This window comes from Streptosporangium sp. NPDC000509 (assembly GCF_042898365.1).
Classification (GTDB): domain Bacteria; phylum Actinomycetota; class Actinomycetes; order Streptosporangiales; family Streptosporangiaceae; genus Streptosporangium.
The window spans coordinates 22,221-47,082 of sequence record NZ_JBIAYX010000023.1 but is presented as its reverse complement, the minus strand read 5'-3'; the positions used below and the strand labels follow the sequence as shown (position 1 = coordinate 47,082).

Here is a 24,862-nt window from a genome sequence, read left to right as displayed (position 1 = left end):
AGCGTGACAAGTCGCCGGTGCCCCGAACGTTTGGTGGACGCACCGCGATCCTGAACGGCCGATCTTTGCACCACAATGTGCGAAGAGACGGAACGCGAGCCCGGAACCGGGCGTTGGAGGGAACGTGGCCTCGATTACCCAGCTCTTCCGGCGTTTCCTGGAACGCCCCGGCACCATCGACCTCTCGAAGTTCGAGCGGGTCGTCGCCGAGGCGGGGACCCGCGAGGAGCGGATCCGCGCGCTCGACGAGTTGCCCGCGCCCTCGGTCGACGACCTCCCCGAGTTCTGCGCGATCGTGCGGGAGGCCGCGCGCCGTACGCTCGACCTGCGCCCCTACGACGTGCAGCTGGTCGGCATGCTGGCGATGCTGTCGGGAAACGTCGCGGAGATGGCGACCGGCGAGGGCAAGACCCTGTCCGGTGCGATGGCCGCCGCCGGATACGCCCTGCAGGGCAAGCGCGTCCACGTCATCTCGGTCAACGACTACCTGGCCCAGCGTGACGCCGAGTGGATGGGCCCGCTGTACGAGGCGCTCGGCGTCTCCAGCGGCTGGATCGGGCAGAACTCCACGCCCGCCGAACGCCGGGCGGCCTACGCGGCGGACGTGACGTACGGCTCGGTGAGCGAGATCGGTTTCGACGTGCTGCGCGACCGGCTGAGCACCTCCGTGAACGACCTGATCGTGCCCGCGCCGGCCGTGGCGGTGATCGACGAGGCCGACTCCGTGCTCGTCGACGAGGCCCGGGTGCCGCTGGTGCTCGCCGGTGCCGCCGACCCCGGCGACGCGGTTCCGGAGATGGCCGTGCTGGTCAGGCAGCTGGTCAAGGGCTACCACTACGAGCTCGACGACCAGGCGCGCAACGTCCACCTCACGAGCAAGGGCATCGACACCGTCGAGCAGGCGCTCGGCCTCGACCTCTACGACACCCCGGCCACGCTGACCGAGGTGAACCTCGCCCTGCACGCGCACGCCCTGCTGACCAAGGACGTCGACTACATCGTCCGCGACGGCAAGGTGCACCTCATCAACCCCTCGCGGGGCCGGGTCGCGCTGCTGCAGCGCTGGCCCGACGGACTGCAGGCGGCGGTGGAGGCCAAAGAGGCGCTCTCGCCCTCGGAGACCGGTGAGATCCTCGACTCGATCACCGTCCAGGCGCTGATCACCCGCTATCCGGAGAAGTGCGGCATGACCGGCACCGCGGTCGCGGTCGGCGACCAGCTGCGGGAGTTCTACGACCTCAAGGTGGCCGTGATCCCCTCCAACCGGCCGTGCGTGCGCACCGACGAGCCCGACCGGCTCTTCGAGTACCGGATGGAGAAGGACCTCGCGCTGGTCGAGGAGATCGTCGAGGTGCACGCCACCGGACGGCCGATCCTGATCGGCACCATGGACGTGGCCGAGTCCGAGCGCCTCGCGCTCACCCTGAGCGGGCGCGGGCTGGAGTGCGTGGTCCTCAACGCCAAGAACGACGCCGAGGAGGCGGCCATCATCTCCCGCGCCGGGGAGCGCGGCGCGCTCACCGTCTCCACCCAGATGGCCGGGCGCGGCACCGACATCCGCCTCGGCGAGGGCGTCGACGAGCTCGGCGGCCTGTACGTCATCGGCTCGGGCCGCCACACCAGCAGCCGCCTGGACGACCAGCTCCGCGGGCGCGCGGGCCGCCAGGGCGACCCCGGCGGCTCGGTCTTCTACGTCAGCGGCGAGGACGAACTGATCGCCCACTACGTCGCCGACGAGTACGCCAAGGGCGTGCCCGAGCACTCCCTGGTGGGCCACGCCCAGCGGGTCGCCGAGGGCGTCAACATGGAGATCCACCGCAACACCTGGCGCTACACCCGCCTGCTCGAACGCCAGCGCGGCCAGCTGCTGGAGCGCCGCGACCGGGTCCTGCGCGAGCGGGTCGCCGGTGAGGCCCTCGCCGCCGCGGCCCCCGAGCGGTGGGCGGAGCTTCGCGAAAGCGTCGAGGAGGACGTGCTGCACGAGGCCGCCCGCCAGATCGTGCTCTTCCACCTCGACCGCGGCTGGGCCGACCACCTGGCCTACCTGGGAGAGCTGCGAGAGGGCATCCACCTGCGGGTCCTCGGGCGGCTCAACCCGATCGACGAGTTCCACAAGGACGCCGTCCCCGCCTACCAGCGGCTGCTGGCCGAGATCGAGTCACGCTCGATCGAGACCTTCGAGACCGCGACGGTGACCGCCGACGGCCTCGACCTCGAGGGCGCGGGCCTCAAGCGTCCCACCGCCACCTGGACCTACCTCGTCCAGGACAACCCCTTCGGCACCGAGTGGGACCGCATCCTCAACCGCCTCACCACCAAGGTCCGCCACCGCTGACGCCTTCTCGGGGCGGCCTCCACACCGCTGAGGGCCGCCCTTCAGACGCTGAGCAGGTCGGGTCCATATGCCGCAAGGACACCCGGGACCGGGCGAACACCAACAAAAGTCACCTCTCAGCGGGATCGGTAGGCGTCCGATCGGTGCTGGATGGTGATCACTTGGACCACGATCGTGCCGTCGTCGATCAGATAGAGCACCCGGTAGTCGCCCCTGCGCGCCGACCACTGCGGGGCGAGGGGCTCGTCGAGCGGTTTGCCGACCCTGCGCGGGTTGTCCAGAAGCGGGCCGGTGATGAACTCCCAGACCGCTGGGACGATCTTCGCCGGTAGCCGCTCGGCGAGATCCTGCCTCGCGCGGCGGGTGAGGCGGAGTTCGTACCGTCCGCTCACAGACGACCGGTCCGGCGGAGCTCGGCCTCCACCTCCTCGGGGGAGGAGACGCGTCCCGCCTCCAGGTCGGCGAGTCCTTCGCGGATGGCCTCCACCGTCTCCGTCGAGGCGAGAATCTCGATCATCTCGCGCATCGTCTCGTAGTCGTCGGCGGCGAGCAGCACGGCGGCGGGCAGGCCGTTACGGGTGATCTCGAATCGCTCGTGGGTTCTGACCGCGGACTCGACGATGCCGGAGAGCCGGTTTCTCGCATCCGCGAGCGGAAGAACAGTCATGTACATAATTCTAGCCATCTCGGGATCGAGGCGGCCGACGGTCCGGTTCCTCCCATGGTCCGGTTCCACCACAGATCCGGTTCCTTCAGGAAAAATCAGCCTCGGCTTCAGATCCTGGACATCATGATGTGCGTTACGCGCGCGGTAATGGTTTCACCGCACTCTCCCGGTTATCGTGACCTTCATGACCACCACCAGCGCGTCCCGGCCGGTAGGTGAGCTCCTGCGCCAGTGGCGGGAGCGCCGGCGTATGAGCCAGCTGGACCTCTCGATCCAGGCGGACATCTCCACCCGGCATCTGAGCTTCGTGGAGACCGGAAGGTCCAAACCGAGCAGGGACATGATCCTGCGCCTCGCGGAGGAGCTGGAACTCCCCCTTCGCGAGCGCAACCACCTGCTGCTCTCCGGCGGCTTCGCGCCGCTCTACTCGGAGACGCCGCTCACCTCGCCGCACATGGCGTCCGTACGGGAGGCGCTGGGACAGGTGCTGAGCGGGCACGAACCGTACCCCGCGGTCGTCGTCGACCAGCACTGGAACCTCATCGACCGCAACGCCGCGACCGGGCTGCTGCTGCGCGGGGTCGCGCCGGAGCTGCTCGTCCCCCCGGTCAACGTGATGCGGCTGAGCCTGCACCCCAAGGGCATGGCTCAGCGGATCATCAACCTGGGCGAGTGGCGAGCTCACCTCCTGCACCGGCTCCGCCGCCAGATGAGCCTCACCGCCGACCCCGACCTCGCCGCGCTCTGGAAGGAGCTCGACGACTATCCCTGCGACCAGCCGGAGCCGGAGATAGACCGCCCCGGCCCCGGTGACATCGTGATCCCCCTGCGGCTGCGCCGCGGCTACCGGGAGCTCGCCTTCTTCAGCACCATGGCCACGTTCGGCACCCCACTCGACATCACCGTCGCCGAGCTCGCCATCGAGGCGTACTTCCCCGCCAACCCCGAGACCGCCGCCTACCTGCAGCACCAGCACCACCCCGACTGACCGAGGGCGGGGGTGCGGCGTGTGCCCCACGCCGCACCCCCGCCGGCCGAGGCGTCCGCTCTCGGCCGGTCCGGGTCCTGGAAGGTCTTCGCCGTGTCCTCAGCCGGGAATCCCGGCTCCGGACTCACTGGACTCGCCGACTTCGGCCTTCCCCGCCCGCGACGCCGCGACCCTGCCCAGGACGACGTCGATCACGAGGAACGCGAGCAGCGAGATGCCGAGCAGCGGGAGGAACACGCCCACCGCGATCGCCACGGCCGCCAGGGGCAGGGCGACGGCGAGGGGCAGCCGCCGCAGGCCGCCGCGCGCGTAGGGCGTGCCGAAACCGCGGGTCGGGCGGCGCAGCCACCACATGCGGTAGCCCCACACGATGACCGAGATCAGTGAGATCGCGAGCACGGCGAGGACGATCTGGTTGACCAGGCCGAAAAGCACTCCCATGTGCACGTCGATGCCCCAGCGGGTCAGCTTGGCCCCGATGGGGAAGTCGGCGAAGCGCAGCTCGGCGCTCACCTGGCCGGTGGCGGCGTCGACCGCCACCTGGTCGTTGCGCTGCGGCCAGAGGCGGTCCGCCTCCTTGACGACGTACGGCTTGCCGGACTCGGCGGGCCAGACGATCTCCAGGGGGCCCGACAGGCCCTTGCCCGCCGCCGCCTGGACGACCTGGTCGGCGTCGGCGACCGGCGCGGCGCCCGCCTCCTGCCCGGCGGCGTGGCCACCGTGGTCGCCGTGGCCGCCGGAGACGGGCAGCGACGGGGTGGACCAGCCGATCGAGGTCTGCAGCACGTCGATGTTGGCTCCCGCGTACTTCGACCAGGTCAGACCGGTCGCCGAGAGGGCGAGCAGGCCGACCAGCGCCCACGTGCCGACCGAGCCGTGCCAGGAGAGGGTCTTGCGCAGGCCGCGGGCGCCGCGCTCGGGAGCGACGACGCGCCGCAGCCGCTGTCCGGCGCGGCGACGGCGGGTGAGCCACAGCACCAGGCCGCCGACCCCGACCAGCCACAGCCAGCTGGCGGCCATCTCGCTGTATATACGTCCCGGCTCGCCCAGGTGCAGGTGACGGTGAAGCTGGGAGATCCAGGTTCGCACGGGCAGGGCGCCCGAGCTGCCGTAGCTCTCCAGCGCGCCGCGGACCTCGCCGTTGTACGGGTCGACGAAGACCGCGAGGCGGGTGCTCTCCGGAAGGCCGGGCACGTCGAGCAGTACCTGGGTCGTCGCGTCCGGCTCGTCATAGGTCCGTACGAGCGCGAGGGTCCCCTCGGGATGTGCCGCGGTGGCGGCGGTGACCTGCTGGGCGAGGGGCAGCCGCTGCTGCCCGGCCGGCACGGAGGTCGTCAGCTCCTTGGAGTGGACGATGTTCTCCAGTTGGAAGGAGGCGGCGTACAGCAGACCGGTCGTCGCCGCCACCAACAGGAAGGGGGCGACGAGGATTCCGGCGTAGAAGTGCAGGCGGAGCAGGAGTGAGCGCAGCGTCACCCAGGTGGAGGGCTCCCTGGGTGCGGGGGCCGGGGAGGGACCGGCCGGGTCGGCCGGGTCGGCCGCGGGCGGGATGTCGACGTCGGATGTCATGGGGGGTTCTCCGTTCGCAGGGAACGCGCGCACCCTCAGGTACGCGCCACCGCGGTGTGAGGTTCGGTTCGGCGTAGCGCGGGGCAGGCGGAATTCCGGCGCTCACCAGCGGGAGGGCATGGTGGGAGCCGGGCTCGCGGGCCCGTACGGCATAGGGGAGACAGGAACCTGCGGGTGCCGTCAGGCGCCGACGGGGCGGCGCTCGGGCTCACCGGCCGGGAAGGACGCGACGGCGCGACGATCCACGGTCGGGGAAGATGTGGCACTCGGAGGCGCGGGCCCGGCAGGGCACGGCGGCGTCCGGGCGCGACGGCCCGATGTCAGACGGCGTGCGAGGGAGCGGGCGGTCCGCGGCGCGAGACGGCGGCGGCGAGCAGCCGGGCGACCGGTGAGACCCGATTGTCGGGCGCGGCGGAGAGGGTGAGGCGGCAGGCGACGGGCGCGTGCCACCGCAGCAGGGTGAGAAGCGAGGCGAAGAGCAGGAAGAGGAGCGTGGTCAGACCGCGCTCCCCCCGCTCAAGCCAGTGGGCCGACAGCAACGCCATCACGGCGTGCACCAGCACCATGAACAGGCCGGTGGACAGGCCACCGGCGCCGTGCTCATGCCCGGTCGACGGCGGCAGCGCACCGGAGGTGAACCACAGGTGCATGCCGTACTGGGCGGCGAAGCTCGCCCCCAGCAGCATGCCGAAACCACGCCGCCGCCGGGCGAGCACGAACGCGCCCGCCGCGGTCGGCAGCACCGCCCAGCCCAGCACACCCGGCCCTACCGGGCTGCCTCCGGCCAGCACGTGCATGACCAGCGACGCCGTCACGCACACGACCGCGAAGACCGCGGCGCGAACAAGACGGAAGGCGTGCATGGGGCAATGGTGGCAGAGAATGACGGATTCGCCACCCCCTTGTTCCATGATTAAAAGTGTGGATTAATACCCCTCGGGCTGTGTGTCACGATTGAGCGGTCTGTGCTGTTCAGGTGTCGAAGCGGGTGCGGCCACCTCGGGCGCGCGGTCGGCCACCTCGACCTTCAGCTGCGCCGTCGAGCTCAGCAGGGTGCCCTCGGGCGCTCCCGCCGCGCTCTCGTCCACCACGACGACGCGCTCGCCCAGGTACAGGTAGGTGACGGGGTCGAAGATGTACTCGTGCCGCACCCCGCCGAGCCGGTTGACCATGGCCACCGCGACCCCCTTACGTCCGGCGGCGTCCTCGGCCTCGTCGACGGTCTCGACGCCGGGGATCGTCCCCGCCGCCCTGAACAGCGCGGCTCGCTGGGCGGACGGCAGGTACGCCTGAGTGATCATCGAGCCGACGCTCCCCCACGCCTTGTAGTCGGCGAGGGGATCGCGTCCCAGGCCCCGGTAGAGGTGTTCGCGCATCCCCTCGGGATCGGTGGGCAACCGGCTCAGCGAGACGTAGTCGGTGCGCTGGTGGTCGGGACGGATGTCGTAACCGGTTAGTTTCGACGGCGCCCCGGCGCCTCCCTTCCGCCGTTCGGCCTCGGCGGGCAGCGGTTCCCCGGGGAACGGCCTCGGCTCCAGGTGCTCGCTCGTCATGACCCCGCCGTCCAGGGGGGAGCCCTCGACGGGCAGCCACACCTTGAACCGGCTGCGGTCGAGGTAGCGGACGTCCTTCCCGCCCTCCTTGAGCTTGACCGGGAACATGACCTGCAACTCGTAGGCGAGGAACTGCCCCGGCTTCGGGCGCAGCTCGTCCCGCAGGCTCACGGTGTCGGCGGCCCGCTGGAGGACCGCCGACATCGCCACGGGCGCCATCTGGACGGTCCTCTCCCGCTGGAGGTACGAGTCGGCGCCGACGAAGCCGAGTCCCACCACCACCGCGGCCCCGGCCCCCACCGCGAGACTCGTCCTGAGGCTCAGCCCGAGGTTCCCGGTGAGGCTCGCCGGGCGGAGTGCCCTGCGTGCGGGCGGTGCCGTTGGCGCCGCGCCGAGGGCCGCGATCTCCGACAGCAGCCGCGACTCCTCGGCGCGCAACTCCGCCGGGCCCGGCCGGGGCACCTCGGAACGCAACCGGTTCACCTGGGTCATCTCATCCATGAAAGGTCTCCTCGCTGACGGACGTGGGATCGATCCCGCCGAGCTCCTCGCGCACCCTGCCTCTCGCCCGGTTGACCCGCGAACGGACCGTGCCCACCGGGACGCCCATCGCCTGGGCGGCCTCCGGGTAGGTGAGACCGCCCCAGGTCACCAGCAACAGCGCGTCCCGGTGGCCCGCGGGCAGCCGCGCCAGGGCGGCCGCCAGCCTGCGCCGCACGGCGTCGGCGCTCAGCCGCTCGTCGCTGCGCTCGGTGAACGGAACGGTCACCGGATCGACGCCGGTCCGTTCGAGAACGCGCAGCCGCCGCACCTCGACACGCTTGTGCCGCCTGATCAGGTTGGTCGCGATGCCGTACAGCCACGGGCGCGCACCGGGCTGCGAGAGGTCGTAGCCCTCCCTCCCCCGGAACGCCGCCAGGAAGGTGTCCGCCACGACGTCCTCGGCCGCGTCCGCTCCCAGCCGCCGGGTGACGTAGCGCTTGATGTCGGGCGCGTGCCGGTGGAAGACCGCGGCGAACGCCTCCGGCTCCCGCAGGGACCGCCCGATGAGGGAGGCGTCGTCGACCTCCGTCTCGTCGGCGGGAAAGGTGCCTCCCGCCCCCGTCCGGGTTCGGCTCGTTTCGCTCATATCCGGCCTCTCGGCTCTCGGTCAGGACACCCGTTGTTGCTCTCCCGCGTGCCCGCGGTTCCCGAAAGCGGCCCGGCGATCCCGCCGAAAGTGAGGGCGACCGGTCCCCGCCCTCGAAGCGCGAGGAGGGCGGACGCGCGTACCCGTCACACCGGAGTGAACTCCAGGTAGGAGACGGCGGGCATCCCCGCATCACGCCAGGGTGAACTCCAGGTAGGAGACGGCGGGCATCGGCAGGGTGAACTCCAGCCGCAGGGTCCCGTCCTCCGCGCGGACGGTACGGGCGGGCTCCAGCTCGTCCAGGCCGTTCGCGGCACGGAGCCGGTCCCACTGCCCGCCCTCCGGCCAGTCGGCGCCCCCGCCGATCTCCGCCCATACCGCCCGGATGTTGGAGTGCCGCTCGTCGATCCGGTGGTGGCCGACCGTGTACTCCCCCTCGGCGAGTCCCTCGACCGTGAGGGTGACCTCGCGTGACAGGATCGCCGCGCCGCCGGCCCTGTCCTGGTCGAGGGTGCCGTTCCACACCAGTACCCCGACGGTGCCGGTGGCCGAACGCGCCGCCCACACTTCGACTCCCGCGACGTCACCGGTGGCCGAGCAGGCGAGCTCGTCCTCGCCGAGGCGGTCGGCGAGGGTGAGCGCGAGGTAGCGGGGCTTGCGCAGGTTGCCGACCGTGAGCAGGCCGAACCCGCCGTGGAAGAGCGCCGGTGGGCGGCCCAGCTCCTCGAAGTGGTCCGAGGCCACCCAGTGGGAGAGCGCGTCCACCCGCCCGGCCGCCGACCTCATCCCGTGCAGCAGGAACGTCGCCCCGAACGGCCCGTCGCCGATGCCGTGGAAGTGCGTGGGGGTGGGGCCCCACTCCGTCCACCAGATCGGCGTGCCCTCGCGGCCGTGCCGTTCCAGGACGGGCCGCCAGTCGAGCGGGGCGTTGCCGTAGGTGTGGGTGGAGACGAAGTCGAGCGCCGCGCCCGAGGCGTCCACGTGGTCGATCAGCTCCTGGACCCAGCCGTTCGCCGCCGACGACGGGCCGCCGACGCGGATGTCGGGGTGGACGTCCTTGACCGCCGCCGCCGACACGTCGTACAGCCGGAAGAACTCCTGCGGCGTGCCGCTCCAGAAGACCTCCAGGTTCGCCTCGTTCCACACTTCGAAGGCCCAGTTGTCGACCACCTCGCGCAGGCCGTACCGCTCGACGAGGTGGTGGGTGAGGTCGCGGACCAGGTCGCCCCACCGGTCGTAGTCCCTGGGCGGCGAGATGATCGCCTCGTAGCCGAAGACCGTCTTCGACGGGTCGGAGGCGAGGTCGCGCGGCATGAACGACAGCTCCACGATCGGCCGCATGCCGAACGCGGTGATCGTGTCGTAGACCTCGTCCACCCGGGTGAAGTCGTGCACGGGCCTGCCGTCCACCTCCCGGTAGACGCCGAGGTCGTCGCAGAGGATCGCGTGGGCGCGCACGGTCTCGACGCCGAGTTCCTCCCGCGTCGTCCACAGTGCCTCGGTCAGCTCGGGGCCGATCGGGCGGCCGCCCACGGTGTCGGCGGAGAGCATGTACGACAGGTGCTCGGAGCCGATCATGTACTTCCACGGCCTGGGCAGGGGCCGCGTGCTCGTCGAGGCGTCGACCCGCAGGACCGTCGCGCCCGGCTCGGCGAGCGGCGCGGCGAACACCGCCTCGGTGAAGGGGCCGGTCCGTTCCATCGTGGTGACGGCGGCGACTCTGTACCAGGCGGGCTCCCCGCGCGTGTCGACGTAGCGCGGATCCGGCACGGCCGGCACGTCGACGTCACGCTGCTTGGTCGAGGTGTACGGCCCCGCCTCGGCGGGCGCGCGGTGGACGAGGTAGCCGATGGCCCCGGCCACCGGTTCCCAGGTCAGCGTGACCTGCCCGCCTCCGCTGTCGGCGCGCAGTCCCCGGGGGGCGGTGACCTCGACCCGTCCGGCCGCGGTCACCTCCCCCGACGCCCGGTAGATGCGGGCCTGCCAGTCTCGGCGTGCGGCGTCGGCCGTGCTCATGGATACGTCTCCCCGATGGTCGGTGTGGGTGGGGTGGGTGTGCGCGGTGGCGTACGGCTCACGCGCGAGAGGCAACGCGCGTGAGCGGCACGATTCACCTGGGAGGCACGAAAGTCACTTGGCAGGCACGACGGCCCATTCCTCCTGCCGCAGGACGGGCGCGAGCTTCGCCGTGACGTCGCGGGTCGCGAAGTGGCGGCGCAGGCTGTCGTCGGCGAGCGCGTTGCCGAGCGCGATCATGATCATTCCTTGGTCGAGGGCGAGATACTGCTTGGCGACCTTGCCGCTGCGCACCGCGACCGCGTCGTAGAAGCCGCCCGGCCCGTAGGCGTCGAAGTTCGTCCTGAGCCTGGCGAGGTTGTCGAGGGCCGCACCGGGCGTGTGGCGCAGCGCGAGGAACGACGCGTGCGGGGTGACCACGCCGTCACCGTAGGACTCCGGCTCCGGCTGCCCCTCGCGGCATCCCTCGAACCCGTAGTCGACGGAGGTGCGCTCCTGGTCTGAGGTGTAGCCGGGGGTGTCCATGCCGATCGCGTCCACTCCGTACTCGCGGTAGCCCCCGGCGGGGTCGTTGGACGGGGAGAAGCCCCAGTAGCCGTACTTCGCCTCGTTCATGCCGTGCTCGATCTGGGCGGCGATGTAGACGGGCTGGTTGCGGCCCCAGCTCTTGGCGCCCCAGACGTCCTCGGGTACGAGCTGAGTCACCATCAGCTCCTCGAACATGCTGCCGCCCCAGGTGGGCACCAGGCGCATGCCCCGGTAGCCGTACGTGCCCTCGAAGACGTTGACGCCCATGTAGGTGCGCCAGGTGCCGACCGGCTTCTGCTCGGCCCACGACCAGTCGCAGGTGTCGGGGAAGGTCCGCCACATGCCGTAGTAGTGCTGGGGCGGAAGCTGGCCGAGGGCGATGCCGACGTAGCTCGCGATCCTCGCCTCGGTGAGCGCGCCGTAGTGGTGGCAGGTGGAGTGGACCGTGGTCCCCGAGTCGTTGTAGTCGCTCTCGACCGAGCAGCCGGTGGGCTTCTCCGGCCAGAACCCGCCGCGCAGCAGACCGGTGCCCGCGTCCGGCCGGGCCTGCGGGTCGTAGTAGGACTCGAAGTCCATGCCGCTCAGCAGCGCCCCGGCCTGCTTGGAGACCTCGGGCACGGCGCTGCGGATCATCATGAGGGCGGCCGCGAGCCAGCCGTTGTCGACGCTGGACAGGAACGGCTGTACGACGGAGCCGTCCTCGGGCCAGATGCGTACGACCTGCAGCGTGCGCGGGTCGTACCAGTTGTAGAACTGCCCGGTGGGGGCGTGACGCTCCAGTTTCGCCGTCGAGGCGAGCGTCGCGGCGACGCGGCGCCGGGCCTCGTCCTTGGAGATGAGGCGGACCTCGCGGGCGGCCACCGTACTCCACAGGTAGGTGGCGATGTTGGTCGGCGAGGTCACCTTGGCGCGGGTGCCGGGGGCGAGTGAGCCGTCGATCTTGTCGGAGGGCAGGCCGGTCGCCGGGTCGGTCATCGCGACCATGGACTTCCAGGTGTCGGCGGCGTAGCGGCGCAGCACCTCCCGCTGCCGCCCCGCCGTCGAAGCCGTCGCGGGTGTCGACGTTGTCAAGGGGACATCGGGGGATACCAGGGGAGACGCGGAGGGGGCGGGGGAAGGGGCAGCCGAGGCGGGAGAGGGGGCTGCCGCGATCAGGGCGAGACAGGCCGCCAGGGCGGCCGCGTGACGACGACGCACGGGGGCTCCTTACGTGGATTACTTGAGTCCGGTGGAGGCGATTCCCTGGGTGAAGAAGCGCTGCAGGAAGACGAAGAGGACGAGGACCGGCAGCACGACGACCACCGCCCCGGCGATGAGCAGCCCGTACTGGGTGCCCTGGTAGCCGTTGAAGATCGCCAGTGCGACGGGCAGCGTGTATTTGTCCTCGCTCTGGGCCACCACCGCGGGCCAGAGGAAGTTGTTCCACGAGCCGAGGAACGTGATCAGGCCGAGCGTGGCGAGGGCGGGCCTGCACAGCGGCATCACGATCCTGAAGAAGATCCGAAACTCCTTGGCGCCGTCGACCCGCGCGGCGTGGATCAGCTCGTCGGGGATGTCCGCGATGAACTGGCGCATCAGGAAGATGCCCAGCGGGGTGACGAGGCCGGGCAGGATGATCCCGAGGAAGGTGTTCACCAGGCCGAGCTTCGCGATGAGCACGAACTGCGGGATCATCACCACGATGGCGGGCAGCGCCATCTGCGTCAGGACCAGCGCGAACAGCACGTTCTTGCCGCGGAAGGCCATCTTGGCGAAGGCGTATCCGACCATCGAGCAGAACAGCAGGTTGCCCGCGACGGTGGCGAGGGCCACCACCGCGCTGTTGAAGAACACCTGCGTGATGTTCATCTTCTCCAGCAGCTCGCCGTAGTTGCCGAGCGTCCACTGCGTCGGCAGGAACTCCGGCGGATCCCGCCTGATCTCGGTCTCCGGCTTGAACGAGGTGAGCAGCGTCCAGACGAACGGGAGCACGACGAGCACGAGCCCGGCGCTGAGCAGCGCGTACGTGGAGAAGCGGCGTTTCACCAGGGCCCCGCGCCCCGGCCTCTCGGAAGCCTGGCCTCTCGCGGGGGCCTTACGACCCGAAGCGGTTGTCATCTGGACCTCCCGACCCGGAACTGCAGGACCGCCAGCGCCACGATCACGGTGAACAGGACGCTCGCCGCCGCGGCGGCGTAGCCGTAGTTGCCGGAGCCGAACTGGTTGTAGATCGCGAGCGAGGCCGAGGTGGTCGCTCCCGCCGGGCCTCCCCGCGTCATCACCAGCGGCTCCTCCATGAACTGGGCGAACCCGATCGAGCTGTAGACGGTGCAGAACAGCAGCGCCGGACGGAGCATCGGCAGCGTGATGGAGCGGAAACGCTCCCAGCGCCCGGCCCCGTCGACCTCCGCCGCCTCGTACAGCTCCCTGGGGATGCCCTGCAGGGCGGCCAGCAGGACGACCATGTCGAAGCCGAAGCTCCGCCAGGCGGTCATGACGATGATCACGGGAAGCGCCAGGTTCTCGTCGGCGAGCCAGCGGGGGCCGTCCACGCCCACCGCCGCGAGCACCTGGTTGACCAGGCCCGCGTCGGGTTCGAGCAGGAACCTCCAGGCCACCGCGACGCCGATGATGCTGGTGACGTACGGCAGGTAGTAGCCGAGCCGGAAGAACGCGGCCGGCAGCCGGGCGATCCCCGAGTTCAGCGCCACGGCCGCGCCCAGGCCCAGGGCGATGGTGAGCGGGAGCGCGGTCACCACGAAGATCAGCGTGTTCAGCGCCGCCTGGCGCATGAGCTCGTCGTCGAAGAGCCGCAGGTAGTTGTCGAGTCCGACGAGGTTCACCGCCAGGGGGTCGCGCACGTCGGTACTGCGCATGTCGGTGAAGCTCATACCGAGCTCGACGAGGAGCGGACCCGCCCAGAACACCGCGAACATCACGACGAAGGGCGTCACGAAGATCCAGGCCAGACCGGTGCGGCGGAATCCGCCCCGGGGGCTCCACTGCCTGGCGGGGGCCGGTGCGGTGGACTCACGCGAGTCCACCCGCTCGCTGACCACCATGGTCAGACCCCGGTCCCGATGGTCTCGGCCTGCTCCTGGACGCGCTTGGCCGTCTCCTCGGCGGTCTGCTTGCCCAGGGCCATCTTCTCGACCTCGGTCTCCATCACCTTGGCCACCTGCTCCCATGTCGGGACGGCGGGCACGGCCTTCGCGTCCTTGAGCTGTTCACCGAAGACGGTGACCCGCTCGTCGGCGGTGAGCGCCGGGTCCTGCCAGGCGGCCTCGACGCTGGGCAGCGCGTTGACCTTGGTGTACCAGGTGGCCTGGACCTTGGGGTCGACGAGCCAGCTCAGGAACTTCCAGGCCGCGTCACGGTTCTTCGCGTCCTTGAAGACCACCATGTCGCTGCCGCCGACCAGGCTGGGACCTCCCGCGCTGCCCTTCGGGTAGGGCGCGACGGCGAACTTGTCCCCGAAGCCGTCGCCGCCCTCCTTCTCCAGGCCCGCGATCATCCACGGCCCCGAGTAGAAGGCGCCGACCTTCCCCTTGACGAACGTCTGCGGGAAGGCGCCGGTCGGCTGGTCGGTGCTGGAGAGCCCGCTCTCGAAGAACGAGCCGTACTGCTTGAGCGCCTTGACCATCTCGGGCGTGTCCAGCGTCCACTTCCCGTCGGAGACGATCTCGCCGCCCGCCTGCCACACCAGCGGCAGCACCTCCTGCCAGGAGCCCTGCCGGAAGTTCTGCTCCACGCCGAGCGAGGCGCCGCCCTTCTCCTTGAGCGCCTTCACGAACGCGGTGGTCTCCTCCCAGGTGACGGGCGGCTTCACCGACGCCTTCTCCGCGAGGTCCTTGCGGTAGTACAGGGCGCGGGTCTCGACGTACCAGGGCACGCCGTACGCGGTCCCCTCCACCTCGACCGTGCCCCACGCGCCGGGGAAGAACGCCGACTTGTCGATCAGGTCGGCCGGGGTGGGGTCGAGGGCGCCGGTCTTCGCCATCTCACCCATCCAGGTGCTGCCCAGCATGGTGATGTCGGGGGTGGCGTTCCCCGCGATGGCCGCGGTGATCTTGTCGTGGGCGACGTCCCAGCCGAGCGGGGTCACGTTGATCGTGATGCCGGGGTTCGCCGTCTCGAAATCCTTGGCGAAGGCGCCCAGCGCCTCCCCCTCCGCCCCGATCGCCCAGACCGTGACCTCCCCGGTGGCCTTGCCGGTGTCGACCTCCCTCGCCTGTTCCGCGGCCCCGTCCCCGCTCCGGCCGCACCCGGCGAGCACCAGTCCCAGCGCGAGGATCCCGACGGCGTACTTCTTCACTTTTCCTCCAGGGGGTGAGGACCGCAGCTGGATCGGACGATCAGCTGGGTGGGGAGAATCTCGGACTTCGGGACGTTGCGAGTGCCCCTGATGAGTTCGTCCAGCGCGCGGGCGGCACTGGCGCCGAGCAGGCGCATGGGCTGGCGCACCGTGGTGAGGGCGGGCCTGGCGTGGCGGGCGGCCATGATGTCGTCCCAGCCGGTGACCGCCACGTCGCCCGGCACGTCGAGGCCGAGTTCCTCGGCCGCCAGGATGACGCCGAGGGCCACCTGGTCGTCGGCGCAGATCACCGCCTGCGGCCGGCCCGCTCCACCGGCTCTTCCCGTCTTCCCTGCTTTCCCCGCGAGCAGGGTCCGCCCCGCCTCGTACCCGCCCTCCACGGTGAACTCGCAGGGCAGCGGCTCGGGGGGCCGGATCCCGTGGTCGGACAGGACCCGTCTCACCCCGGTCCAGCGCTGGGTGACGTCGCCCCCGTCGTCGTCCCCGGCCATCGCGAAGGTGGAGTAACCGTGGCCGAGCAGGTGGGCGGTGAGCGCCTCGGCCGAGGAGGTGTTCTCGCTGCAGACCGCGTCGGCCCGCTCGACGGGGTCGCGGGCGAGCAGGACCAGCGGCGTCCTGCTCCTGACGATCTCGTCCACCACGGCGTCCTCGACGGTCCTGCCGAAGATCACCATGCCGTCCACCCTGCCGACCAGGTCCCTGACCAGGTCCTGTACGGCGGCCCGCCCGCGCGTGGACAGGATGAGCACGGAACGGCCGAGCTCGGAGGCCACCTCCTCGTAGCCGAGGAGGACTTCGGCGAAGTAGGGGCCCGACAGGTCGGGGAAGACGATCCCGTTGGCCGCGTGGCGGCCCTGGGCGAGGGAGACGCCGAGGCGGCTCGGGGTGAAGCTGAGCTCCTCGACCGCCCTCAGCACCTTCTCGCGTGTCCCGGCCGAGACGGGTCCGGTGTTGCGCAGAGCCCGGGAGACGGTGGCGATGGAGACACCCGCCCGCTGCGCGACCTCGTAGATGGTCGCCCCCTGACCTTCGTCGCTGTTTGCCACCTGTCGTCCGATCTCCCTGCCGAGTGGAAGCGCTTACACTCAACGACGACTGAAGGTGGAAGCGCTTACAGTGGATGCTCGGAGTCAACCACCGAACGTAATCACCGGTAAAGGTCTGTTACATCACCGTTACCAAACAAGCACGGTGCCCCGTCGACCGTCGTGAGCACCGTGACACCGTCGTCGAACCGGCCGACGACCCCGTGACCTACCCCAAGGGCGTGACAGCACGGGCTTTCGCCACCGTGCGACATGGCCGACACTGAACGCATGTCGAGACGCGCACTGACCTGGTCGGGGGTGGCCGTGACGCTGGTGGCGCTGGCCGCGCTGGGGTGCTACTTCATCGCGGTCGGCCTGGATCGTGCCGACAAGCTCGCCAGCGTTCTCGGAGCCTTCGTCGGACTGCTGGGACTGGGTCTCGCGATCTACGGCACGGTCTCCTCACACCCGGAAGCGGCCCAACCCGAACCGGGTGGCGTGCACAACGAGATCAGCGGCACCGTGCACGGCAGCGCGGTGCAGGCGAGAGATATCGAAGGCGGCATCACCTTCGGCGCCCCGAAGCCGCACAAAGCACAGGACACAGCGAAGGCGGACATCCCCGATGCTTGATCCCGGCGCCCCCTTCCCCGTTCCCCCGCAGGGCGAGAAACTCGTCAGGGAAGCCTACCGACGCGACTTCCGGCAACGGGACGCGCGGATTCGCAATCATGACTCCTGGAAGTTCGAGCGGCGGCAGCACTTCGAGGAGCAGGACAGTCCAAGTCGTGACGCCTTTCGCCGAAGCGACTGGGACGAGGCGCTGCGGCTTCTCGACGAAAGGCGGGACGACCTGCTCGCGCTCACCCAGGAGGACGAACGTCGCGGTTCCTTCTTTCACCGGGTACGCGTGGTCGAGACGCCACTCACACCGTATATGCGATGGGAGCTGCACTCTCTGCGTATCCGCGCCGAGTGCGGTGAGAGGATCCGTGTGATCGGCGCGGAAAGGGTGGAGGCCCTGGAGAAGACCGATCCACTGCCGGAAGTGGTCATCCTCGGCGGGCAGACCCTCTACCACGTCCTCTAAACCGCGACCGACGTCCCGGACGGCGCGGTCCGCTACACCGATCCCGGCTTCATCGCAAGTTGGGAAAAATACATCAAAAACCTCTATGAGGCTGGCGAAGATGTGACTTCCTACTTCGACCGCGAGTTGGCCCATCTTCACTCGCCCCAGCCGAAGACGGAGTAGACGTCAGAAAGACCGGAGAGGGAGAAGATCACTCCGGCGGTTCGCGTTCCGAGCTGTCAGGGTCCTCTCGTGATGTCGTACAGGCCAGAGACGTCAGTGGCGGAGTTCACTTTCACGAACACGGCAAACCGAACCGGAGCGAATCCGCTCACCTCACCCCGCGGCAACTCCCGGCCGATGTGCGCGGGTTCGTCAATCGCACCGACGAGTTCCAAGAGCTGAACACCGTTCTGATCGGCGGAGACGGCGATCCGCATGTCATCTCGGTTTACGTGATCGCCGGGACTGCGGGCGTGGGGAAGACATCGCTCGCGCTGCGCTGGGCCACCAGGTCCAGGATCGCTTTCCCGACGGGCAGCTCTACATCAATCTCCGTGGTTACGACCCGGGCGAACCGGTCACCGCCCATGAGGCCCTACACCGTTTCCTGGTCGCTCTCGGTGTCCGCGCCCATTCCGTGCCGCAGAACCTCGACCGTCCATCACGAACTCGGCGACACCTGGCACGAGGCTCTGGCTCTCGACGGTCTGGGGGCGGCCTTACTCGACGAGGACCCTGAGGCGGCTGACCGGCACTGGACGATGGCACTAGGCCTCCTCGCCGACTACGACGACCCGCGGGCGGTGGCGATACGCACCCGCATCGAGTCACGGGTGACGGGTGACGGGCGCGAACCAAGTCCGGCTCGGGTGGCCCGGTGCCGCTCGGTGGCGGGACGCGGTCGGCCGCTGCCGTCGCACGTGACAAACCCGGCGACTTCGACGATCATCCCCGGGATACTGGCTGCCCATGGATGAGGTCGAAGTAGTCGTCGCCCATTCCGAGCGCGCGACCCTGCGCGTCGGGGACGTCTTCCTGAAGGTGGACGCCGATCAGGCGCGCATCGACGTCGAGGTCGAGGCGATGACCCTGGCGCCGGTCCCGACCCCGAAGGTCCTGTGGCACAAGTCGCCGGTGCTCGCGATCACCGCGGTCCCGGGAACGGCCCTCGGTCGCCTCGGCGAGCCGTCGACCGCGTCCCCGGCGGCGTGGGCCGCGGCGGGCGCCGCCATCCGGAAGCTGCACGACGCGCCGTTGCCGCCCCGGCTCGGCCAGGCCGGCCGGGGCATCGAGGAGTTGGCGGCGGATCTCGACCGCGAGTGCGCGTGGCTCGTGACGAACGGCGTCCTGCCCGCCGACCTGGTCACCCGCAACCGCCAGGTCGCCGAGGTCGCGCTCCGGCCGTGGACTCCGGTGTTCACGCACGGCGACCTGCAGATCCCTCACGTGTTCGTCGACGGCGACGAGATCACGGGCATCATCGACTGGTCCGAGGCGGGCCGAGGTGACGCCCTGTTCGACCTCGCCACCTTCACGCTCGGACACGAGGAGCACCTCGGCGACGTCGTCACCGGCTACGGCACCGACGTCGACCTCGACGTGATCCGCGCCTGGTGGTCGTTGCGGAGCCTGCTGGTGGTTCGCTGGCTGGGCGAGCATGGCTTCGACCCGTTCGCGCCGGGCTGTGAGGTCGACGTGCTGAGGTCCCGGCTGTGAGGTGGCGCGGGCCCGAATGCCGTTGGACCTGGGCTTTCACGAGGCGGCCCGCGCGACGGCGTTCGGGAAGGCGCTCTCACGATCCCGACGACGCCGATCCTGCGCCTCACCGCCTGGAACTCACGTCGCCGCCGGTGAACACGTACGACCAAGCACCCGATCGCTTTTCGCGCGCTCCGCGTCCGGTTCCGCGCCGGCCGTTTAGCTGTAACATGCCTTGTTACAGACAGGAGGGCCGATGGCCGCGAACAGCCGGCTGACGATCGCCGTACACGCGCTGACCTGGATCGCGCTCGCCCAGCGGCGCGGGCAGGAGTGGCTCACCTCGGAGCAGGTCGCCGCCAGCGTCAACACCAATGCGGTGATCATCCGACGCAGCCTCGGCGATCTGCGCCGGGCGGGCCTGGTGGAGGTCCGCCACGGGGCCGGGGCCGGCTGGAGCATGGCCCGCGCGCCCGAGGACATCACCCTGCTTCAGGTGTACGACGCCGTGGAGCGAGAACCGCTCTTCGCCATGCACCGCACCGAACCCAACCTGGAATGCCCGATCGGCAGGGGCATCCGGCCCGTGCTGGACGTGGTCTACGACCGGGCCGACCAGAGCCTGCGCCGCGAACTCGCTCTCACCTCGATCGCCGACGTGCTGCGGGACTGCCTGTAGGCGCACCGACGCCCGCCTTCGGATAACACGCGCCTTCAGTAGTAACAATGTTTGTTCCATCAAAACGGAAGGAGCCTCACCTGTGGAGGACAGTCGATACCCGATCGTCGAGCTCAGGCAGTACACCCTGCACGAGGGTGAACGCGACGTACTGATCGACCTCTTCGAGCGGGAGTTCGTCGAGCCGCAGGAGGCGACGGGAATGACCGTGATCGGCCAGTTCCGCGACCTCGACGCCCCGGACCGATTCGTCTGGCTCCGCGGATTTCCCGACATGGAGCGCCGCGCCGAGGCGTTGCGTTCCTTCTACGGCGGTCCGGTCTGGAAGGCGAACCGCGACCGGGCCAACGCGACGATGATCGACTCCGATGACGTGCTGCTGTTGCGCACCCGAGAGGACTTCCCGGCAGCGGCGCGGCCTCCACTCGGCGATGCCACTCCGACGTCGATCGTCGTCGCGACGCTCTGTCACCGCGACCGGCCGTTCGACGACGCGTTCGCGGACTTCTTCGACCGCTCCGTACGACCGGCGCTGACCGAGACCGGAGCACGGCCGCTCGCCTGCCTGCGAACCGAGTACGCCGAGAACACCTTCCCCGCCCTGCCGGTCCGCACCGGGGAGAACGTCTTCGTGTGGTTCTCCCGGTTCGCCGGTCCCGACGATCTCGCCGATCACCAGGAGCGGCTGGCCGGCTCACGCACATGGCGCGATCGGGTGCTCCCGGAACTGTCGGAAACCCTCACCGGCGCTCCGTGGCGACTCCGGTTGGCGCCCACGGCCAGGTCATCGTTGCGCTGAGGCGTTCGGCCCCATATCTCGGGATGGAGCACGCGAAACCGAAGGCAGAGTCAGAGCGTCAGTGCCAGCACCGCCCACGCCACGCCCGCCCCGGTCACCGCACCCACGAGGGTCTGGGCGGGCGTGTGGTGGGAGACCTTCACCCGAGCCCACCCGATCACGCCGACGAGGACGGCACCCACCGCGAGCGTCACCGCGGCGGGCAGCACATGTGCCAGCACGACCACCGCCCCGGCGGACACCCCCGTGTGAAAGGAGACCTTCCACGTCAGGGTGATCGCCCCCATGACCAGGATCCAGCCGAGCATCACCCCTGCCGTGGCCGTCACGATGAGCGGCGCGTCCAGCAGGACCAGCACCGCCAGACCGACGACCACCGCGATCAGCCCGGTGAGCATCGGCCCCCTGCGAGAATTCCGGTCGACCAGATGCATCGAGTCCAGGCGGCCCCGCCGCACGCCGACCGCGATCACCCCAACGGGCACACCGGCACACAGCGCCGACGCGAGCAGACCCCACAGCGCGCCCACCCATCCGTGGGCGAGCAGACCGGCCACCGGCGGCAACGCGACCGCGACGTACTGGGGCGCGGCCATCTCGGTCACCGCCCACGCGAGACCGCCGCGCTCCGCCGCGGCACCCGCGCCTCGCTCAGGCACTCCCACACCGTCCACTCATGCGCCTGACAACAGTGGCCGGAACGGCGGTGACCATCACGCCGCGGCCTCGTCGAGCAGGATCCGCGCCAGCTCTCGCGGCCGGGAGAACATCGGCCAATGACCGGTGTCCATCTTGACCAGCCGCCAGTGCTCACCGCTCAGCAGCTTGGCCACGTCGTCGCTCGGCTCGTCGCCGTCGAGCAGGCATTTGACGTACGTCGCCGGGAGCTCGCCGAGCGGGCGTGCCAGCACCGCCGGCTCGGTCAACGTGGCGCCCGGATGCGGCGTCGCGCCGCTCACGATCCGGGCGATCTGCTCGCCGGTGAGACCCTGGCCGTCGTAGTCGGCCGCGACAGGCGGCGCCCAGAAGCCGCCGGTCTCGGCGATCGAGGCCTCCACCATCGCCCGGCCGTACGGCCAGCCGGACACGAAGGACTCTCCGTCGGCCGGAACGTTGGAGTCGACGAAGACCACGCGGGCCAACCGGTCACCGATCCGCTCGGCGGCCTGACCGACCGGGATTCCCGAGTAACTGTGCCCGACCAGGACGACGTCGCGCAGATCGCGGTGTTCGACCTCGTCGACGATGTCCTGAACGTGGGTCCGCTGCCCGGCGGGCACGCCCCGCTTGTCCGCGAGACCGGACAGCGTCAGCGGATGGGCGCCGTGCCCGGCCGCGCGCAGCTCGGGCACCACCTCGTCCCACGCCCACGACCCGAGCCACGCACCTGCGACCAGTACGAAATCCGCCATGGCGGCAACGTAGCGGAACAGACCGACAATCCCGGTCGCGACCGCGAGACCGTCGGCCCGCCGACGCGCCTGGTAGCGTTCGCGGACGGGAGTGTCCGGGACCGATCGGGTGGAGCAGGACGAACGATGATCGCCGAGTCGACGCCGCGCGAGGCGACCGCCATCGCCATCGCCGAGCACATGGTCGCGATCCCGGCGGGAAACGTCTTCCTGCGGGACGAGGGCACGAAGGCGATCTGGAAGGTCGAGATCGGAGCCTTCGAGCTGGCCTCCTATCCGGTGACCCGCGAGCTGTACCGCGCCGTCCTGGGTGAGGCGCCCGCGAGCCCGGCGGGGCCGCGGACGCCGGTGACCGAGGTCTCCTGGATGGACGCCGTCCGGTTCTGCGACCTGCTCTCACGGGCGGAAGGGCTCGCCCCCTGCTACTCGATGGGCGACGACCCCGACGGCGAGGACGTGGTCTTCGACCGGGAGGCCGACGGCTACCGCCTCCCGACCGAGGCCGAGTGGGAGTACGCGTGCCGGGCCGGGACCACCGGCGTCCGCTACGGGGAGCTGGACGAGATCGCCTGGCACCGCGGCAACTCCGGCGGCGAGGTCCACGACGTCGCGACCAGGGCGCCGAACGCGTGGGGGCTGTACGACATGATCGGCAACGTGTGGGAGTGGTGCTGGGACGTCTACGACCCCGAGGTCTACGGCCCGTACCGGGTCTTCAGGGGCGGAGGTCTCTACGATCACCCCCGGGGGTGCCGGGCGTCGTGCCGCCGCAAGAGCCACCCGACCTTCCGCATCGACGACCTGGGATTCCGACTCGCCCGATCGCGCTAAGGACACCTCCCGCCCTCAATGAGCCATGCCCGACGTCGCGCTCTTCGGTCGAGAGGCAATTGTCCTACTGTCTTCCGGCCTCCACACTTCCACCCGAGCAGCAATGCCAAACCCCACCACTTTAACTTTATGTGACGATACATTCACTCTGTGATTACGAACTTCTACGTTGATGGGTTCAACCTGTTCTACGGCTGCCTGAAGGGAACTCCCTACAAGTGGTTGGACCTCGACGCTCTTTCCCGGCGGCTCGCACCCACCCATCAGATCCACCGCATCCGCTACTTCACTGCCAAGGTGTCAGCCCGCCCCGATGACCCCGACGGCCCAAACAAACAGGATTTTTACCTCAGAGCTCTGTCTACCATTCCTCATCTCACCATCCATCTAGGGCGGTTCCAGCGGAAAAAGACAAGAATGCGACTCGCCTATCCGCCTACAACAGGCCCCACGACGGTGGAGGTCATCAAGACCGAGGAGAAAGGGTCGGACGTCAACCTTGCGACCTACCTGCTCGCGGACGCCTTCCGAGAGGATTGCCAGGTCGCCATCGTGATCAGCAATGACGCCGATCTGGCCGAGCCCATCCGGCTGGTCTGCCACGAAGTCGGCCTCCGCGTGGGCGTGGTCAACCCCCATCGCGTACGTGGACGGAGTGTCGACCTGCAAGCCGCCGCCCCGACCTTCTTCCGGGAAATCCGGGAGACCGTCCTGGCTACCTGCCAGTTTCCGGAAAAGCTGGAGGACTCGCGAGGAGAGATCCGGCGGCCGACGACCTGGTGAGAAAATACAAGGCCCCGTCCAACGGACGGGGCCTGTTCCCACCGGCGCATGTCCCGTGGGGCGATGCCCCAAGTGAAGCAGTCCGCCTCCGTGTCTGTCAAACCACTCGGAGTAACAGACACGCCCGTCCGGCCACCGTGCCCCGAGGCAGCGTGCCGTCGGTGAACTGCCCAAACCAGCCTTCCCGCGACGTGACCAGCCCCTCGAAACGCTGTTCGTCATAAGAGGTCGTCTCATTTGGTCAGGTTGCTATAACAAATCGCACAGCGGGTGGTTGGCCCACATTCTTGCCCCGCTCCACTCGGTCACCCTCCGGGGCGCCGCCACGCAGGTGCGGACGGACATTCAGACGGACGGGGGAGTACGGGCACGGTGGATGTCAGCGGCGGGGTAGGTGGCCGTCCTGGTCTCGCCGAGCAGCCTGCCGTAGAAGTCGTTCATGACAGCGGCGACAGGCGCGTGGCGCCTGACGATCGCCGCGACAGGCTCCGGGACGCCCGAGAGGACGTCGCCTCTTGCGCATCGCCGTACGAGATCGAGGAGCTCCGCCCGCCCGACTGGGTGGCTCAGGGCGATCAGCAACTGGTTGACCAGTTCCCTGGCCGCGTAGGACTCGTCGTGGCCGGCGTTCAGCTGGAGAAAGGCACATTCGGCGGCCGAAAGCTCGAACCGCGAGGAGGCCGCGAGGCCGAAGTCAGTGAAATAAATGCGGCGGCCGTCAGTGAGGATGTTGCCGAAATGCGCATCGAAGTGAAGCAGCCCGTTCGCGTTCATGAAGCAGACCCCGGCAGCCAGTTCCCCCTCCAGCAGCGAGCACGCCGCTCCGGCAGCGTCCCCGCCACGGGCGGCCTGCGCTTCCAGCCACCGGCTCACGTCCTGTGGGATGTACTCCAGGAACAGCACGACGGCCGCCGACGCACTTGCGAGCGCTTCTAGTCGCGCGCGCACTGCCGGGGACGACTCCCAGTACGCCGCGGCCTCCTCCAACTCCGCCCGCTCTCCGGCCGTCGGCGTGCGGACCGGCTCCGCCAGTACTCGCCAGTGGTGCAGCAGCGGAAGCCCTCGTAGCGCCCGCCGACCACCCAGCCGGTTGCCATGACATGCGCTGCCAGCTCGCGCCACGCGCCGAAGCCCGACCCGGATCCGAGCCCGTAGTGGCAGAACGCGGGGAGCTTGAATACGTTCGCCGTGGAGCCGATGTTCTTCGGGCGTCTCTCCAGGTCAGTGAGGGGAACGCGCTTGACGAAGACCGGCTTTCCTTCGATCTCCAGCAGTGCCGTGGTACCGCCGACGCCGGTGCCGCGGTGTGGTGCGGTCTCCACGAGTTCGGCGAGACGCCGGTCGCTGAACAGCGCTAGGGCGGTAGAGACCGAGCCGTGGCGGGCCAGGCGGGCAGCTCGGGACATGTCCAGGCTGTTCGGGGGCGATCCGGTCATGACGTACCTCATTTCATGATCGTCATGGCGAGACTATCGTGT

Annotated in this window: 26 protein-coding genes; 10 read left to right on the top strand and 16 right to left on the bottom strand. The window is 69.7% G+C overall.

The genetic code is table 11. The annotated features are described in order from the left end of the window. Positions 1 to 124: 124 nt before the first annotated feature. Positions 125 to 2,335, top strand: a complete 2,211-nt coding sequence (secA2, locus tag ACFY3D_RS33635; RefSeq protein WP_389987141.1) for an accessory Sec system translocase SecA2 — start codon at positions 125 to 127, stop codon at positions 2,333 to 2,335. Between the two features lie 116 nt (positions 2,336 to 2,451). Here secA2 and ACFY3D_RS33630 read toward each other — a convergent pair whose 3' ends face one another. After that, on the bottom strand, positions 2,452 to 2,727 hold the full coding sequence (locus ACFY3D_RS33630) for a type II toxin-antitoxin system RelE/ParE family toxin (RefSeq protein WP_389987138.1): 276 nt from the start codon (positions 2,725 to 2,727) through the stop codon (positions 2,452 to 2,454). Further along, on the bottom strand, positions 2,724 to 3,002 hold the full coding sequence (locus tag ACFY3D_RS33625) for a type II toxin-antitoxin system Phd/YefM family antitoxin (RefSeq protein ID WP_362512567.1): 279 nt from the start codon (positions 3,000 to 3,002) through the stop codon (positions 2,724 to 2,726). The genes ACFY3D_RS33630 and ACFY3D_RS33625 overlap by 4 nt, the downstream gene beginning before the upstream one ends. 184 nt (positions 3,003 to 3,186) lie before the next feature. Between ACFY3D_RS33625 and ACFY3D_RS33620 the strand changes: the two genes are divergently transcribed. Beyond that, on the top strand, positions 3,187 to 3,990 hold the full coding sequence (locus tag ACFY3D_RS33620) for a helix-turn-helix transcriptional regulator (protein WP_350945146.1): 804 nt from the start codon (positions 3,187 to 3,189) through the stop codon (positions 3,988 to 3,990). Positions 3,991 to 4,089: 99 nt separating this feature from the next. Here ACFY3D_RS33620 and ACFY3D_RS33615 read toward each other — a convergent pair whose 3' ends face one another. From ACFY3D_RS33615 to ACFY3D_RS33570, 10 genes are all read right to left on the bottom strand, one after another. Continuing rightward, on the bottom strand, positions 4,090 to 5,559 hold the full coding sequence (locus tag ACFY3D_RS33615; protein WP_389987134.1) for a PepSY-associated TM helix domain-containing protein: 1,470 nt from the start codon (positions 5,557 to 5,559) through the stop codon (positions 4,090 to 4,092). Between the two features lie 320 nt (positions 5,560 to 5,879). Next, complete coding sequence (locus ACFY3D_RS33610) at positions 5,880 to 6,422, bottom strand: hypothetical protein (RefSeq protein WP_389987131.1); 543 nt, start codon at positions 6,420 to 6,422, stop codon at positions 5,880 to 5,882. Positions 6,423 to 6,485: 63 nt separating this feature from the next. Continuing rightward, the gene (locus tag ACFY3D_RS33605) at positions 6,486 to 7,613 is read right to left on the bottom strand and encodes a CU044_5270 family protein (protein ID WP_389987128.1); all 1,128 of its coding nucleotides are present in this window, start codon (positions 7,611 to 7,613) and stop codon (positions 6,486 to 6,488) included. Further along, complete coding sequence (locus ACFY3D_RS33600; protein WP_389987125.1) at positions 7,606 to 8,241, bottom strand: RNA polymerase sigma factor; 636 nt, start codon at positions 8,239 to 8,241, stop codon at positions 7,606 to 7,608. The genes ACFY3D_RS33605 and ACFY3D_RS33600 overlap by 8 nt, the downstream gene beginning before the upstream one ends. A gap of 192 nt (positions 8,242 to 8,433) precedes the next feature. Further along, a complete protein-coding gene (locus ACFY3D_RS33595; protein ID WP_389987122.1) occupies positions 8,434 to 10,257 on the bottom strand; it encodes a hypothetical protein in 1,824 nt (607 codons plus the stop codon). Between the two features lie 114 nt (positions 10,258 to 10,371). Further along, entirely contained in the window at positions 10,372 to 11,982 is a 1,611-nt protein-coding gene (locus tag ACFY3D_RS33590; RefSeq protein WP_389987119.1) for a glucoamylase family protein, read from the bottom strand. Between the two features lie 18 nt (positions 11,983 to 12,000). After that, positions 12,001 to 12,882 (bottom strand): carbohydrate ABC transporter permease, encoded by an 882-nt coding sequence (locus tag ACFY3D_RS33585; RefSeq protein ID WP_389771665.1) that lies wholly within the window; start codon positions 12,880 to 12,882, stop codon positions 12,001 to 12,003. Continuing rightward, a complete protein-coding gene (locus tag ACFY3D_RS33580) occupies positions 12,879 to 13,826 on the bottom strand; it encodes a sugar ABC transporter permease (RefSeq protein ID WP_362901736.1) in 948 nt (315 codons plus the stop codon). Before ACFY3D_RS33580 ends, ACFY3D_RS33585 begins: the two co-directional genes overlap by 4 nt. 2 nt (positions 13,827 to 13,828) lie before the next feature. After that, positions 13,829 to 15,079 carry a sugar ABC transporter substrate-binding protein gene (locus ACFY3D_RS33575; RefSeq protein ID WP_389771659.1) on the bottom strand — a complete coding sequence of 417 codons (1,251 nt, stop codon included), beginning with the start codon at positions 15,077 to 15,079 and terminating at the stop codon, positions 13,829 to 13,831. After that, the gene (locus tag ACFY3D_RS33570; protein ID WP_389987116.1) at positions 15,076 to 16,125 is read right to left on the bottom strand and encodes a LacI family DNA-binding transcriptional regulator; all 1,050 of its coding nucleotides are present in this window, start codon (positions 16,123 to 16,125) and stop codon (positions 15,076 to 15,078) included. Before ACFY3D_RS33570 ends, ACFY3D_RS33575 begins: the two co-directional genes overlap by 4 nt. 270 nt (positions 16,126 to 16,395) lie before the next feature. Here ACFY3D_RS33570 and ACFY3D_RS33565 point away from each other — a divergent pair, with 270 nt between their 5' ends. From ACFY3D_RS33565 to ACFY3D_RS33540, 6 genes are all read left to right on the top strand, one after another. Continuing rightward, positions 16,396 to 16,740: a hypothetical protein gene (locus tag ACFY3D_RS33565; RefSeq protein WP_389987113.1), complete on the top strand. Its 345-nt coding sequence runs from the start codon at positions 16,396 to 16,398 to the stop codon at positions 16,738 to 16,740. Continuing rightward, complete coding sequence (locus ACFY3D_RS33560; RefSeq protein ID WP_389987110.1) at positions 16,733 to 17,197, top strand: DUF6879 family protein; 465 nt, start codon at positions 16,733 to 16,735, stop codon at positions 17,195 to 17,197. Before ACFY3D_RS33565 ends, ACFY3D_RS33560 begins: the two co-directional genes overlap by 8 nt. Before the next feature lie 344 nt (positions 17,198 to 17,541). Next, a complete protein-coding gene (locus tag ACFY3D_RS33555; protein WP_389987107.1) occupies positions 17,542 to 18,159 on the top strand; it encodes a hypothetical protein in 618 nt (205 codons plus the stop codon). Continuing rightward, positions 18,152 to 18,898, top strand: coding sequence for a phosphotransferase family protein (locus ACFY3D_RS33550; protein WP_389987104.1), 747 nt, complete (start codon positions 18,152 to 18,154; stop codon positions 18,896 to 18,898). The genes ACFY3D_RS33555 and ACFY3D_RS33550 overlap by 8 nt, the downstream gene beginning before the upstream one ends. A 238-nt stretch (positions 18,899 to 19,136) precedes the next feature. Next, positions 19,137 to 19,559: an Rrf2 family transcriptional regulator gene (locus ACFY3D_RS33545; protein WP_350945119.1), complete on the top strand. Its 423-nt coding sequence runs from the start codon at positions 19,137 to 19,139 to the stop codon at positions 19,557 to 19,559. A gap of 82 nt (positions 19,560 to 19,641) precedes the next feature. Then, entirely contained in the window at positions 19,642 to 20,358 is a 717-nt protein-coding gene (locus ACFY3D_RS33540) for an NIPSNAP family protein (RefSeq protein WP_389987102.1), read from the top strand. Positions 20,359 to 20,408: 50 nt separating this feature from the next. Here ACFY3D_RS33540 and ACFY3D_RS33535 read toward each other — a convergent pair whose 3' ends face one another. After that, complete coding sequence (locus ACFY3D_RS33535; RefSeq protein ID WP_389987099.1) at positions 20,409 to 21,017, bottom strand: hypothetical protein; 609 nt, start codon at positions 21,015 to 21,017, stop codon at positions 20,409 to 20,411. A 54-nt stretch (positions 21,018 to 21,071) separates the two neighbouring features. After that, positions 21,072 to 21,770, bottom strand: coding sequence for an alpha/beta fold hydrolase (locus ACFY3D_RS33530; protein WP_389987096.1), 699 nt, complete (start codon positions 21,768 to 21,770; stop codon positions 21,072 to 21,074). A 126-nt stretch (positions 21,771 to 21,896) separates the two neighbouring features. Between ACFY3D_RS33530 and ACFY3D_RS33525 the strand changes: the two genes are divergently transcribed. Beyond that, the gene (locus ACFY3D_RS33525) at positions 21,897 to 22,601 is read left to right on the top strand and encodes a formylglycine-generating enzyme family protein (RefSeq protein ID WP_389987093.1); all 705 of its coding nucleotides are present in this window, start codon (positions 21,897 to 21,899) and stop codon (positions 22,599 to 22,601) included. A gap of 150 nt (positions 22,602 to 22,751) precedes the next feature. After that, positions 22,752 to 23,384: an NYN domain-containing protein gene (locus ACFY3D_RS33520; protein WP_389987090.1), complete on the top strand. Its 633-nt coding sequence runs from the start codon at positions 22,752 to 22,754 to the stop codon at positions 23,382 to 23,384. 345 nt (positions 23,385 to 23,729) lie between these two features. On the opposite strand, the gene ACFY3D_RS33515 is transcribed toward ACFY3D_RS33520, so the two are convergent. Together ACFY3D_RS33515 and ACFY3D_RS33510 are read right to left on the bottom strand one after the other, a co-directional pair. Then, the gene (locus ACFY3D_RS33515; RefSeq protein ID WP_389987087.1) at positions 23,730 to 24,332 is read right to left on the bottom strand and encodes a hypothetical protein; all 603 of its coding nucleotides are present in this window, start codon (positions 24,330 to 24,332) and stop codon (positions 23,730 to 23,732) included. Beyond that, positions 24,317 to 24,832 (bottom strand): hypothetical protein, encoded by a 516-nt coding sequence (locus ACFY3D_RS33510; protein ID WP_389987084.1) that lies wholly within the window; start codon positions 24,830 to 24,832, stop codon positions 24,317 to 24,319. The genes ACFY3D_RS33515 and ACFY3D_RS33510 overlap by 16 nt, the downstream gene beginning before the upstream one ends. Positions 24,833 to 24,862: the final 30 nt, after the last annotated feature.

Excerpts from the sequence above, each read along its gene's own strand:
- ACFY3D_RS33530 (WP_389987096.1), bottom strand. The coding sequence starts at position 21,770 with ATGGCGGATTTCGTACTGGTCGCAGGTGCGTGGCTCGGGTCGTGGGCG.
- ACFY3D_RS33585 (WP_389771665.1), bottom strand. The coding sequence starts at position 12,882 with ATGACAACCGCTTCGGGTCGTAAGGCCCCCGCGAGAGGCCAGGCTTCC.
- ACFY3D_RS33610 (WP_389987131.1), bottom strand. The coding sequence starts at position 6,422 with ATGCACGCCTTCCGTCTTGTTCGCGCCGCGGTCTTCGCGGTCGTGTGC.
- ACFY3D_RS33605 (WP_389987128.1), bottom strand. The coding sequence starts at position 7,613 with ATGGATGAGATGACCCAGGTGAACCGGTTGCGTTCCGAGGTGCCCCGG.
- ACFY3D_RS33560 (WP_389987110.1), top strand. The coding sequence starts at position 16,733 with ATGCTTGATCCCGGCGCCCCCTTCCCCGTTCCCCCGCAGGGCGAGAAA.
- ACFY3D_RS33620 (WP_350945146.1), top strand. The coding sequence starts at position 3,187 with ATGACCACCACCAGCGCGTCCCGGCCGGTAGGTGAGCTCCTGCGCCAG.
- ACFY3D_RS33550 (WP_389987104.1), top strand. The coding sequence starts at position 18,152 with ATGGATGAGGTCGAAGTAGTCGTCGCCCATTCCGAGCGCGCGACCCTG.
- ACFY3D_RS33545 (WP_350945119.1), top strand. The coding sequence starts at position 19,137 with ATGGCCGCGAACAGCCGGCTGACGATCGCCGTACACGCGCTGACCTGG.
- ACFY3D_RS33595 (WP_389987122.1), bottom strand. The coding sequence starts at position 10,257 with ATGAGCACGGCCGACGCCGCACGCCGAGACTGGCAGGCCCGCATCTAC.
- ACFY3D_RS33580 (WP_362901736.1), bottom strand. The coding sequence starts at position 13,826 with ATGGTGGTCAGCGAGCGGGTGGACTCGCGTGAGTCCACCGCACCGGCC.
- ACFY3D_RS33625 (WP_362512567.1), bottom strand. The coding sequence starts at position 3,002 with ATGACTGTTCTTCCGCTCGCGGATGCGAGAAACCGGCTCTCCGGCATC.
- ACFY3D_RS33525 (WP_389987093.1), top strand. The coding sequence starts at position 21,897 with ATGATCGCCGAGTCGACGCCGCGCGAGGCGACCGCCATCGCCATCGCC.
- ACFY3D_RS33600 (WP_389987125.1), bottom strand. The coding sequence starts at position 8,241 with ATGAGCGAAACGAGCCGAACCCGGACGGGGGCGGGAGGCACCTTTCCC.
- ACFY3D_RS33615 (WP_389987134.1), bottom strand. The coding sequence starts at position 5,559 with ATGACATCCGACGTCGACATCCCGCCCGCGGCCGACCCGGCCGACCCG.
- ACFY3D_RS33510 (WP_389987084.1), bottom strand. The coding sequence starts at position 24,832 with ATGAGGTACGTCATGACCGGATCGCCCCCGAACAGCCTGGACATGTCC.
- ACFY3D_RS33565 (WP_389987113.1), top strand. The coding sequence starts at position 16,396 with ATGTCGAGACGCGCACTGACCTGGTCGGGGGTGGCCGTGACGCTGGTG.